The sequence below is a fragment of the Scopulibacillus cellulosilyticus genome (assembly GCF_042665295.1).
Classification (GTDB): Bacteria; Bacillota; Bacilli; order Bacillales; family Sporolactobacillaceae; genus Scopulibacillus_A; species Scopulibacillus_A cellulosilyticus.
The window spans coordinates 40808-52519 of the sequence record NZ_JBHTCO010000016.1 but is presented as its reverse complement, the minus strand read 5'-3'; the positions used below and the strand labels follow the sequence as shown (position 1 = coordinate 52519).

General features: G+C 40.3%; 15 protein-coding genes and 1 tRNA gene. 3 read left to right on the top strand and 13 right to left on the bottom strand.

All coding sequences use genetic code 11. The features are described from left to right. On the top strand, positions 1 to 182 hold a 182-nt coding region (locus tag ACFQRG_RS13085), incomplete at its 5' end, for a hypothetical protein (RefSeq protein WP_380966672.1). A 25-nt stretch (positions 183 to 207) separates the two neighbouring features. Here ACFQRG_RS13085 and ACFQRG_RS13080 read toward each other — a convergent pair. Continuing rightward, positions 208 to 284, bottom strand: a tRNA-Arg gene (locus ACFQRG_RS13080). A 116-nt stretch (positions 285 to 400) separates the two neighbouring features. Between ACFQRG_RS13080 and ACFQRG_RS13075 the strand changes: the two genes are divergently transcribed. Further along, entirely contained in the window at positions 401 to 715 is a 315-nt protein-coding gene (locus ACFQRG_RS13075) for a heavy-metal-associated domain-containing protein (RefSeq protein WP_380966670.1), read from the top strand. A 243-nt stretch (positions 716 to 958) separates the two neighbouring features. Beyond that, a complete protein-coding gene (gene clpP / locus ACFQRG_RS13070) occupies positions 959 to 1549 on the top strand; it encodes an ATP-dependent Clp endopeptidase proteolytic subunit ClpP (protein ID WP_380966668.1) in 591 nt (196 codons plus the stop codon). Positions 1550 to 1580: 31 nt separating this feature from the next. On the opposite strand, the gene ACFQRG_RS13065 is transcribed toward clpP, so the two are convergent. The 12 genes from ACFQRG_RS13065 to hisB all read right to left on the bottom strand — a co-directional run bounded on the left by ACFQRG_RS13065 (position 1581) and on the right by hisB (position 11712). Continuing rightward, a complete protein-coding gene (locus ACFQRG_RS13065) occupies positions 1581 to 1841 on the bottom strand; it encodes an HPr family phosphocarrier protein (RefSeq protein ID WP_380966666.1) in 261 nt (86 codons plus the stop codon). A gap of 25 nt (positions 1842 to 1866) precedes the next feature. Beyond that, on the bottom strand, positions 1867 to 2811 hold the full coding sequence (whiA, locus tag ACFQRG_RS13060; RefSeq protein ID WP_380966664.1) for a DNA-binding protein WhiA: 945 nt from the start codon (positions 2809 to 2811) through the stop codon (positions 1867 to 1869). 23 nt (positions 2812 to 2834) lie between these two features. Beyond that, positions 2835 to 3794, bottom strand: a complete 960-nt coding sequence (locus ACFQRG_RS13055) for a gluconeogenesis factor YvcK family protein (RefSeq protein ID WP_380966662.1) — start codon at positions 3792 to 3794, stop codon at positions 2835 to 2837. After that, positions 3794 to 4669: an RNase adapter RapZ gene (gene rapZ / locus ACFQRG_RS13050; RefSeq protein WP_380966659.1), complete on the bottom strand. Its 876-nt coding sequence runs from the start codon at positions 4667 to 4669 to the stop codon at positions 3794 to 3796. The genes ACFQRG_RS13055 and rapZ overlap by 1 nt, the downstream gene beginning before the upstream one ends. 26 nt (positions 4670 to 4695) lie before the next feature. Beyond that, positions 4696 to 5154, bottom strand: a complete 459-nt coding sequence (locus ACFQRG_RS13045) for an 8-oxo-dGTP diphosphatase (protein ID WP_380966657.1) — start codon at positions 5152 to 5154, stop codon at positions 4696 to 4698. A gap of 250 nt (positions 5155 to 5404) precedes the next feature. Further along, complete coding sequence (gene trxB, locus ACFQRG_RS13040) at positions 5405 to 6352, bottom strand: thioredoxin-disulfide reductase (protein WP_380966655.1); 948 nt, start codon at positions 6350 to 6352, stop codon at positions 5405 to 5407. A gap of 257 nt (positions 6353 to 6609) precedes the next feature. Beyond that, a complete protein-coding gene (locus ACFQRG_RS13035; protein WP_380966679.1) occupies positions 6610 to 8094 on the bottom strand; it encodes a tetratricopeptide repeat protein in 1485 nt (494 codons plus the stop codon). 284 nt (positions 8095 to 8378) lie between these two features. Then, on the bottom strand, positions 8379 to 9023 hold the full coding sequence (hisIE, locus tag ACFQRG_RS13030) for a bifunctional phosphoribosyl-AMP cyclohydrolase/phosphoribosyl-ATP diphosphatase HisIE (RefSeq protein ID WP_380966652.1): 645 nt from the start codon (positions 9021 to 9023) through the stop codon (positions 8379 to 8381). Then, the gene (hisF, locus tag ACFQRG_RS13025; protein ID WP_380966650.1) at positions 9020 to 9778 is read right to left on the bottom strand and encodes an imidazole glycerol phosphate synthase subunit HisF; all 759 of its coding nucleotides are present in this window, start codon (positions 9776 to 9778) and stop codon (positions 9020 to 9022) included. Before hisF ends, hisIE begins: the two co-directional genes overlap by 4 nt. Further along, positions 9768 to 10505 (bottom strand): 1-(5-phosphoribosyl)-5-[(5-phosphoribosylamino)methylideneamino]imidazole-4-carboxamide isomerase, encoded by a 738-nt coding sequence (gene hisA, locus ACFQRG_RS13020; RefSeq protein ID WP_380966676.1) that lies wholly within the window; start codon positions 10503 to 10505, stop codon positions 9768 to 9770. The genes hisF and hisA overlap by 11 nt, the downstream gene beginning before the upstream one ends. Further along, complete coding sequence (gene hisH, locus ACFQRG_RS13015; RefSeq protein WP_380966648.1) at positions 10477 to 11124, bottom strand: imidazole glycerol phosphate synthase subunit HisH; 648 nt, start codon at positions 11122 to 11124, stop codon at positions 10477 to 10479. The genes hisA and hisH overlap by 29 nt, the downstream gene beginning before the upstream one ends. Further along, entirely contained in the window at positions 11125 to 11712 is a 588-nt protein-coding gene (gene hisB / locus ACFQRG_RS13010; protein WP_380966646.1) for an imidazoleglycerol-phosphate dehydratase HisB, read from the bottom strand. It lies immediately after the preceding gene.

Genomic DNA, 11712 nt, shown 5'->3' with positions numbered 1-11712 from the left:
CATATACACGTAACTCCTATCCTTCTCTTGTTTCTGGACAATTCAAGTGTAAAGGATTAAGGAGCTTGCGTGTATTTTTTTGTTTTAATTTTTCTCATACCCCAACAAATATTATAGAGCCAAAAAATTATACCTTTAGGCCAAAAAATTTTTTAAACCATCAAAAAACCCCGCTTTTTTAAAAAGCGGGGTTAATTATCTTATGTATGGCGCGCTCGGCAGGATTCGAACCCGCGGCACATGGTACCGGAAACCATTGCTCTATCCAACTGAGCTACGAGCGCAATAAGTAATATAAAAGTGACACAAAAATATTATATAAAACTTTCGCTGATATTTCAACCCCTGAATAATTAAATATTTTTTCACACAATATAAAAGAAAAAACGGAGGAATGATTATGCGAAATAAAAGCCTTATTGTCAGTGTCTTATGCATAGCTCTTCTTGCAACCGGTCTTTTCTTTGAACGTGATAAATTCAGCACTCACGCGAACAGTAACAAAGCTGTATTTACAGGGGTGAACCTATCATGCAATCGATGCGAGAGCCGCATGGATAATGCACTAAGTAAAATCATCGGCATTAAAGAATATAAAATGAATCCGGAAGAAAAAACAGTAACCGTCGTCTTTAACCATAAAGTCATGAAAGCAAAGTGGATCGAAAATTCTCTTAAGGCAGCAGGGTTCAACCCTAAAGATATTGAATATTAACTAAGGTGGTCAACCGCCTTAGTTTTTTCTTTATCTAAGCATAACATACGTTTAAATTAAAATGAACACGGGAAAAATGTTTGTATATCGGGCCTGATTAACTTTTACATACATAGAACAGCTTACCTTATATCAATTAAAAATTGCCCGCTTAAATTCTTGTTTTAAAATTTGACCTATCTTGACCATTGGGTTATGATGAAAACAAGAAGAGAAATTAGATAATGAAAAGGAGGATGTTGAATGACTTTAATACCTACTGTCATTGAACAAACAAACCGCGGAGAACGTGCTTATGATATTTATTCACGACTGCTTAAAGACAGGATTATTATACTGGGCAGCCAAATTGATGACAACGTCGCTAATACCATTGTTGCCCAATTGCTTTTCCTTGAAGCGGAAGATCCTGACAAAGATATTTCCCTTTATATTAATAGTCCCGGCGGTTCTATTACAGCTGGAATGGCCATTTATGATACGATGCAGCATACAAAAGCAAAAATCTCTACCATTTGTATGGGAATGGCTGCTTCAATGGGCGCCTTCCTTCTTGCAGCTGGTGAACCCGGAAAACGTTTTGCGTTACCGAACAGTGAAATTATGATTCACCAACCGCTTGGCGGCGCTCAAGGACAAGCATCTGATATCGAAATCCATGCTCGCCATATTATTAAAATCCGGGAAAAAATGAATAGAATTCTTTCTGAAAGAACCGGTCAGCCTATTGAAGTTATTGAACGCGATACAGACCGCGATAACTTCCTAACCGCAGATGAAGCCAAAGATTATGGTCTTGTAGACCAAGTGTTATCACCAAAAAGCAATAAATAAATAAAATATAAGCCTCTCGTTATTGAGAGGCTTATATTTTTTCATTTTGAACAAACTTTTGTAAGGCTTCAATGGCTTCACTTTCATCTTCGCCTTCAGCAACTAAGGTTACTTTTGAGTCAGCACCAATCGCCAAACTCATAATACCCATGATACTTTTGGCATTGACTTTCTTATTGTCCTTTACTAGATATAGATTTGAATGAAACCTGTTGGCTTCTTGGACAAAAAGAGCAGCAGGTCTTGCCTGTAACCCGCCTTTTAATTTAACTTCCATCTCTTTTTCTACCATGAGCACTGCCTCCTTATGATAATTATTAGCTTGAATGAGAAAGTCCTTTTCTAATTTTATCTGCAATCGCTTCAATTTTTCTAAAGCGGTGATTAATCCCTGATTTACTAATTTTTTCGCCTTGAATCAATTCACCCAGTTCTTTTAATGTGACGTCAGGGTGTTTAACTCGCAACTCGGCAATTTCTCTCAGTTTATCCGGTAATTGATCCAGACCCATTTCACTTTCAATCAACTTAATATTTTCAATTTGTTTCATTGCTGCACTGACAGTTTTATTAAGATTTGCTGTTTCACAGTTAACGAGACGATTCACAGAATTTCTCATATCCTTAACGATGCGGATATCTTCAAAATAAAGCAGAGCCTTATGCGCGCCAATGATGTTAAGAAACTCTGTAATCTTTTCTCCCTCTTTCATATATAAAATATAGCCATTTTTCCTTTGAAGCATCTTTGCATTTAAATCAAAACGGTTCATTAATTCTTCCAATGATTTTGTGTGGTCCTCATAAATTGAAAAAATTTCCAAATGGTAGGATGATTCCGGATGATTAAGGGATCCTCCAGCCAAAAACGCGCCGCGTAAATACGATCGTTTGCAGCAAGACTTCTTAATAAGCGAAGGATCAATATTTCTCGTAAACATTAAATGATCATCGACAATTTTTAAGTCTTGAAGGATGTCTTTTGCATGTTCTTTTACTCTTACGATATACACATTGTTTTTCTTTAATCTCATCTTGCGGCGGACAAGCAGTTCAATTGAATAATCATAGCTTTTTTTAATTAATTTATAAATTCTCCGGGCAATTGCAGCGTTTTCCGTCGAGATATCCAACCCCAAATGCTTGTTAACGATTGATATTGAGCCATTCATTCGTATTAGGGCTGCAAGCTCTGACTTACTGCAACAATCTTTACCATCAAGCTGGGTGAGTTCATTTTTCGTTTCAGCAGCAAATGACACTGGTATTAACCTCCAATCAGACTTCATTCACTTTGGAGCAAGGACATTAACCACTTTGTCAACACCTTCTCATTATGCCTGATTACAGAACGGTCATATTTAATAATCCGGTCACTAATCAAATTAAATCCTAACGATTCAAGCTCTTTCTGGTCATAGATAACCGGCGCCGCACCTTCAGTCGCATAACGTTCTAAAATGCGCTCCGGAATTGTTTTATTGTTAACAAGGACATAATCGAGAAAATCGTCAGAAACATGGTTCAACAATACTTTGACATGATCAGAGGCTGTAAATTGGTCTGTCTCACCCTTTTGAGTCATGACATTACAGATATATACTTTCTTCGCTTTTGCCTTTTGAATTTCCTGTCCAATTCTTGGAACAAGTAAATTTGGCAGGACACTTGTGTATAAGCTCCCCGGACCGAGCACAATCAAATCAGCTTCCTGGATGGCCTCAATACTTTCAGGCAACGGCTGGATGTCATTAGGCTCTAAAAAGACACGGTCAATTTCCTTGTTCATTTTTGGAATCATTGATTCCCCTTCAACAACTGTACCATCCGTCATGACAGCCTTAAGGATGATGCTTTGATTAGCTGCCGGCAACACTTGGCCTTTTACATTTAAAACCCTGCTTATCTCACTGACACCTTTAGCAAAATCACCCGTAATCGAAGTCATCGCCGCAAGTAATAAATTGCCGACTGAATGACCGCTTAAACCGTTGCCGTTTTCAAAACGATGTTGAAGTAATTTCTCAAAGAGCGGTTCAGTTTCAGAGAGTGCTACAAGCACATTGCGGATATCACCGGGCGGCGGAATTTGCAACTCATTTCTTAAGATACCCGAACTGCCGCCGTCATCTGCCACTGTGACAATTGCAGTAATATCCAAGTCTTCTTTCTTTAATCCCCTAAGAAGTACAGATAGGCCGGTTCCGCCGCCAATCGCAACCACCTTTGGCCGTTTATTATTCATTAACGCTGCCTGCCTTTTTTCATATCACGGTGTGAAACATGAGTGGCATATTCATCTGAAACTTGTTTTGCAATAGCTTCCGCTAAGGCAACTGAACGATGCTTGCCGCCGGTACAGCCAATCGCAATAATCAATTGCCTTTTCCCTTCGCGTTTATATTGGGGCAACATAAACTTTAAAAGGTCCATTAATTTTTGCAGAAATTGTTTCGTTTCCGTCCATTTAAAAACGTAATCGGAAACATCCGCTTCCAATCCTGTCCGCTCCCTCATGTGCTCAACGTAGTGCGGGTTTGGCAAAAAGCGAACATCAAAGACAAGGTCTGCATCAATCGGTATGCCGTATTTAAAACCAAAGGACAAAACGTTCACGCGAAAAGTCTGTTCATTTTTACCGCAAAATTGCTCGGTAATTTTCTCCCGTAATTGAATTGGCTTTAATTCGGTAGTATCGATATAATACTGGGCAATCCCCTTAATTTCATCGACCATTTTTCTTTCAGCCTTTATACCTTCAAGAGGAAGTCCTGTCTGCGCTAACGGATGGGAACGGCGTGTTTCTTTATATCTGCGGACTAAAGCATCGTCGTCGGCATCTAAGAAAAGAATTTTTGGTTTAATATTTTCATTTTTGCTCAAGGCATCAATTGATTCAAACAGGGAATCAAAAAACTCCCTGCCCCTTAAGTCCATGACAAGAGCTAATTTATTCAATTTATCGCCTGATTCTTCGATAAGATCGATAAATTTGGGAAGCAGTGTCGGCGGTAAATTATCTATGCAGAAAAAACCAAGGTCTTCAAAACTTTGCGTTGCGACTGTTTTCCCCGCACCGGACATGCCGGTGATTATGACAACTTGAATATCCTTATTCATTATCTCCATCCCCAATATATTTAAAATTAACTTGGATCGAGCCTGTAACTTAATAATTCAAAATCAGGCGAGTAATGGAAGGTGCCAAAGATCATGCCGTGGCCGCGGAGTACATAGTCAAGGAGGTGCCGATCCCCTTCCGCCATCGGCAGTTTTTGAAAATGATCAACAGGCTGCCATTCCAATTCTCCTTCATCGCTTGCTTCTAATGTCTGACCTTCGTATTGGTCCGCATAAAAGGTAAACATCATCCATTCTGACTCAATATGTTCACCATCTTTAATAATAAATGTGAAAACGCCTTTTAAAACGGGGTTCTGCAAGTAAAGACCTGTTTCTTCACGGAATTCCCGAATGACAGTATCTTTGACTGATTCACCGCTTTCCATTTTTCCGCCGGGAGCGACCCACCAGCCCCGTCTTGGCTTTTTCAGCATTAATACTTGATCATCTTTGCGTAATAAACAATTTGTTACTCTTTGCACTAGTTACACCTCGCTTCTTAGTATACTACGAATTTATGTTTGTCAAAAGCATCTTAATTTACGGTAAGCCCTTTCATAAATATTAACGGGAAATCGTATCATAAATAAAAAAAGAGGCATGGACTCCTGCCCATGCCGTAAAAGAACTTTATTAAAAAGGGGGTCAATTTATTACTTTCATATTAACCCAATTTTATTTCAGCTTTGTTACAAGCGGGTTAAGAGCGAATTACTTTATTTAGTGACTTAGTCATGAGACTTTGGATTTCTCTTTTATCCCTTCAACGTATGCTTGAGCAGATTGCGCTGCAATACTGCCGTCACCGGTTGCAGTAACAATTTGACGAAGTTCTTTTTCCCGTATGTCGCCGGCCGCAAAAATGCCCGGGACTTTTGTCTCCATTTGTTCATTTGTGACGACATATCCCGCTTCATTTGTGATGCCCAAGTTTTTAAAAGCTCCATTAAGCGGAAGCAAACCAATATAAATGAAAACACCATCGGTATCCATTTCTTGTTCGGAACCATCTTGAGTATTAACAAGCGTTACTTTGCCAACCTTGCCATCTACTTCATGAATTTCTTTTACTGTATGATTCCAAATAAAATCAACTTTATCGTTATCGAATGCCCGTTGCTGCAAAATCTTTTGGGCACGCAATTGATCACGGCGGTGAACAATGGTTACTTTAGAAGCAAACCGGGTCAAATAAACGCCTTCTTCAACAGCGGAATCCCCGCCTCCGACAACGATCAATTCCTTGTTTTTAAAAAAGGCGCCGTCACATACGGCACAGTAAGAAACACCGCGTCCTCCGAGTTCTTGTTCACCAGGTACGCCTAATTTTTTATATTCAGCACCTGTCGTAATAATAACTGATAAAGCCTTATATTCTTTATCGCCTGCAATGACTGTCTTATAATCCTCGCCGTCACGGATTTCTTTTATATCACCATAAGCGTATTCCGCACCAAATTTTTTGGCGTGTTCAAACATTTTATTTGAAAGATCAGGACCTAGAATACTTTCAAATCCTGGATAATTTTCAACGTCTTCAGTATTGGCCATTTGACCGCCGGGAATACCGCGTTCAATCATGAGAGTATCCATATTAGCACGGGAAGCGTAGACAGCTGCAGTCATTCCGGCAGGCCCTGCTCCTGCAATGATCACATCATAAATTTTTTCAGTGGTCATTTTAGATCATTCCTTTTCTGAAATATAAATGCAAGTTCAAAAAGGAGGAACGAGCGTTACATCCCGAATTGACTTCGAGTGAGCATACACATCTGCTCCGCTAACCCTGTTCCCAAACTTTTTGAACATCCTCTAAAATCAGCTTCATTTAGTTTCTGTCTCGAGTACTAATTCTATGCTATATAAGACCTGTATTTAAGTCTATCAATATGCTCATGGTGATGTTTATGTGATTGTTACGCTTCGGCTAAAGCGAATCAAAATTCATAATCGTTTAATATGCTGCCAAGCTGATCAATATGCTTTTTCAAACGATAGACAGTTGTTCCAAATCTTTTAGCCACATTTTTTTGCGTTTCTTTTTGCCCGGTTTCCTTAAACCATAAGTAAGCAAGCGCAGCGGCCCAACCCGGTACATCAAGGTCTTTTTCTTCTCTTACAATATCGAAAACAATCGTCCACCAGCCATATAGATCATAGCAATCGATGATCGGGGCGCCGTTACCGAATTCTTTTTCTAACGTACGCATAATCTCTATACGTTTATCATCGCCTTGATCCTCTATTAATAAACAGGCAATATCACTAAATGGTTGTTCCCCATTCATATTCGAGCCAAATTGCTCAATTCGTTTTTTGGCGCTGTCATTGCCCAAGTAATTTAAATAAAAAAGCGAAAAAACCTTTGATGCTGTTTCGCCATCTTGAAGCTGTTGGTCAACAAGTGAGAAAACCATTGGGTTGTTTCCGGCATCGCCAGCAAGAAGCATGTCTTGAATTTTCCCATGTTCGTAAGGATGAAAAGGACGTCCTTTAAAAAAGTCAACCTTCTTCCATGCCCTCATCGCCTGGTCCTTTCGGCCAATCCGGTAACTGGAAAGAGCCAGCCAGTAATAAAAGGCCTGATCTCCATACACCCCGGCCTTTTCCGCTGATATTAACCAATGATAAGCTTTTTCATAATCACCCAGGAAAAAGTAGGTTGAGCCAAGCTTGCTGCGGTGTTCCGGATAGAAAGGATGAAGTTTATCCAACACAGGAACTAATTGATCCAACTGCTTTTTCTCATTGATTTGATAATAGAAAGTGGCTAAATTGCATAATGCGTGAACATTTCCAATATCTTTTTTAAGGATTCTATGGAGTGTTTCAAAGGCTTTATCTGTATGGCCCTGTGAAAAATAAGCAATAGCAAGATTATTGTATGCTGCCCAAAATAACGGCTGATCCTCAATCACTTTTTTAAAATAGCCGATTGCCTTGTCAAATTGCCCGCGCTCCAATGCTTGCCTGCCCTTTTCATGGTCGCCGATATAACTTTCTTCTTCTTCGATAAGATGACCGGATTCAATTGTCAACAGTTTATAAAGTTCCATGGCTTCCTGTTTAAAGCTGCCTTTAGGATCTAAAGAGAGATAAGTCCTTACTTCTTTTAAAGCCTCATCAAAGCGGCCAAGATAAGCATAATTATTCGCCATAAAAAAATAGCATTCCGTTAATTGTTCATCAAGATCATGAACCACTTTATTTAATATATCAATGGATGATTCATATTCCTCTAATTCAGCTAAAATCGCAGCCTGTTGACACAAATATTCCGTTTCATTCGGTTCAAACGCAATCGCTCTGCCAACATATTTATGTGCTCTGTATAAATCGCCTTTTTGATAGGCGCTAATTCCTTTTTGAAAGTAATATTCCCCGTCTGGACGAAAGGAAATGATATGTGCTTTCTTAGACATTCGTTCCAAGGTAGTCGTCCCCCGTGTATACTTTTTATCCCATAAAAAAGTATAACATACATCTAACAATAGAAAGGGTGAAACATTAAAATTTATTGACATTTTATACTTTCCTTACGATAAGAAAAAACAGCCGGGGTATTTACATCTCCGCCCCGGCTTTATTAGCGTGTCTTTCTTTTAGAACAGTTAATATTTGATCCAGTCCCACTTTTTGCTCCTGCGCCGTAGATTATTCGAGGAAGTAACCCTACTTCTCGTCGCAAAGCTGCTAAGATGATTAATCAGGTAGTCGCTTTGTTCTTGTGTCTTTCTTTTAGAACAGCTAATATTTGATCTAGCCCCACTTTTTGCTCCCTTAATAGAACTAACAGGTGGTAAAGTAAGTCTGCGGTTTCCCATTCCAGTTCTTCACTCGAACGGTTTTTCGCTGCAATGATGACTTCGGCGGCTTCTTCGCCGACTTTTTTTAAGATTTTATCAACGCCTTTATCAAAAAGATAGGTCGTGTAAGCACCTTCAGGCATTTCTGCTTCTCTTAAAGCAATCGTCTCCTCCAGTTCATTAATAATTTGGAAGCGATCCGGCGAAACCTGAGATTTATCGTTATCATTGTTAAGAGACTGGGTAAAACAGCTGTATGAACCATTATGGCATGCAGGCCCTTGTGTTATTACTTTTACAATCAGGGTATCTTTATCACAATCAAAACGCATATCAACAATTTGTTGTTTATTCCCGGATGTCGCTCCTTTGTTCCAAAGCTCTTGGCGCGAACGGCTGTAAAACCATGTTTCTCCTGTTTTTAGCGACATATCTAATGATTCCCTGTTCATATAAGCTAACATAAGAACTTCCTTGCTTTGAGCGTCTTGCACGATTGCCGGTATCAAACCTTTTTCGTCAAAGTTTAGTTCATCAATAGTCATCTCACCGCCACTCCCTTTTCTTTTAAAAATGTTTTAACTTGATCAATAGATGTTTCCTTATAATGAAAGATGGAAGCAGCTAATGCGGCATCTGCCTTTCCCTCGATAAAAGCATCGTAAAAGTCATCCGCACATCCAGCACCGCCGGAGGCAATCACAGGAACAGTGACCGCTTCACTTATTTTTTTTGTTAAGGTAAGGTTAAAACCTGACTTTTCTCCGTCACAATCCATACTTGTTAATAAAATTTCCCCGGCACCGTATGCTGCCGCTTGCTGCGCCCATTCAACTGCATCCAGATCCGTTTTTTTATGACCGCCATGCGTATAAACCTTAAAGCCGTCTGAAACAGGATCATATTTTGCATCAATAGCTACGACAATGCATTGGCTGCCAAAGTAACGCGCACCCTCTTTAATCAATTCCGGGTTGCTGACGGCTGACGAATTTAAGGACACTTTATCCGCGCCGGCTCTCAATATTTGCTTAATATCTTCCAACGATTTAATACCGCCGCCGACAGTAAAGGGAATCGATAATTGCTCGGCTACGCTTCTAACCACTTCAATCATTGTTTCCCGGCCTTCATTTGTCGCTGATATATCAAGAAAAACCAGTTCATCAGCGCCTTCACGGTCATACTGCTTCGCCAATTCAACAGGGTCGCCGGAATCTCTTAAATTATTAAATTGGATCCCCTTAACCACGCGTCCGTTTTTAACATCTAGACAAGGAATTAATCGTTTAGTAAGCATATTCAACAACCTCTAAAGCTTCCTGCAAGGAGATCAAATTGGTATATAAGGCTTTGCCGATGATTGATCCAATCACGCCTTTTTTTGATTTCTCTGCAAGTTTTTTAATGTCTTCAACCGTCGAAACGCCGCCTGAGGCAATCACGTTTTGCCCTGTTTCAATCGCCAACTGGGAGATGGCCTCAATGTTCGGTCCCTTTAAAGTGCCGTCTCGGGAAATATCGGTATAAATAAAAGTCTCAGCGCCGGCCTCAGCAAGCCGCTTTCCTAGCTCCAGGTCGGTCGTTTCCGATGTTTCCATCCATCCTTCAATGGCTACCTTGCCGTTCCGCGCATCAATCCCAATTGCGATATTTTCCGGATATTTCCTAAGAGCTTCCTTAACGAATTCCGGTTCAGAAATGGCCGAACTTCCTAAAATCACGCGTTTTATCCCGGCACTTAAATAATTTTCAATGGCTTTAATATCTCTAATACCTCCTCCAACCTCAATCGGTATAGGAACAGAAGAAGCGATTTCCTCAATGATTTGCTGATTGGCCGGCTGACCCGCCCTTGCGCCGTCTAAATCAACAAGATGAAGCCATTGTGCGCCTTGTTCATAAAACGATTGTGCGACCCGGACAGGTGATTTATCATAAACAGTCTCATGATTAAAATCACCTTGGTAAAGACGGACGCATTGCCCGCCGCGAATGTCAATGGCGGGAAATATGGTAAATGGCATCATAAATCACTCCTCGTTCACTTAGTTGACAAAAGTGTGATAACAGCTGTAATCCGAATTCACCGCTCTTTTCCGGGTGAAATTGTGTACCAAAGACCCGGCCCTTCCCTACAATCGCCGGAACATCCACACCGTACTCTGCAGTTGCAATTAACAAACTTTTATCATCGTTTTGTACATAATAAGAATGTACAAAATAAGCAAAATCTGCTTTTAAATTTTTTATTAACGGTTCCTGCGGCCGGTGAACAATAAGCTGGTTCCACCCCATATGCGGTACTTTATAGCCGCCGTCAGCAAAACGTCTGACCCTGCCCGGCAATAAACCAAGACCACCAGTTAACCCGTGTTCTTCACTCTCATCAAATAATAGCTGCATGCCTAAGCAAATACCGAGCAGCGGCTTTCTTTGAACATAATCTTTTAAAAAGGCAATATGGCCCTCTTCTTTTAATAGGTCAATGGCATCTTTAAAAGCGCCGACCCCCGGTAAAATCAACCCGTCTGTCTCCTCAAGCTCTGACTGTTTAGAAGAAACGATACATTCAACATCAAGACGCTTCAGAGCTGAAGCCACACTGTGTAAATTCCCCATCCCATAATCCAAAATGCCGATCATTTACAACATCCCCTTTGTCGATGGTATACCTTGCACACGCGGATCTATATTTGATGCAGCATCAAGCGTTCGCCCTAATGCTTTAAAAATCGCTTCAATGATGTGATGTGTATTTTGTCCGTAAAAAATCTTTACATGAAGATTCATTCGCGCTTCAATGGCAAGCTTATATAAAAACTCATGAACGAGCTCTGTGTCAAAAGTTCCAACCTTTTGCGAAGGCAGCTGCCCGTTAAATTCAAAATGCGGACGGTCGCTTAAATCAACCGCAACCAGCACCAGGGCTTCATCCATCGGCAGCACGATGTGTCCATATCTGACAATCCCCTGCTTGGAGCCGAGCGCTTCCCGAAAAGCCTGTCCCAGGCAAATCGCAATATCTTCAGTCGTATGATGGTCATCAATTTCCGTATCGCCATCCGCCTTAACATTCAAATTAAAAAGCCCATGTTTTGTAAACAAGTTAAGCATATGATCCAGAAACGGGACACCCGTCTCAATGTCTGCCTGCCCTTCACCATCTATTTCTAAAGCAAGATTAATTTTTGTTTCTGAAGTTTCTCTGTTCACGCGGCCTTCTCTTGTCAT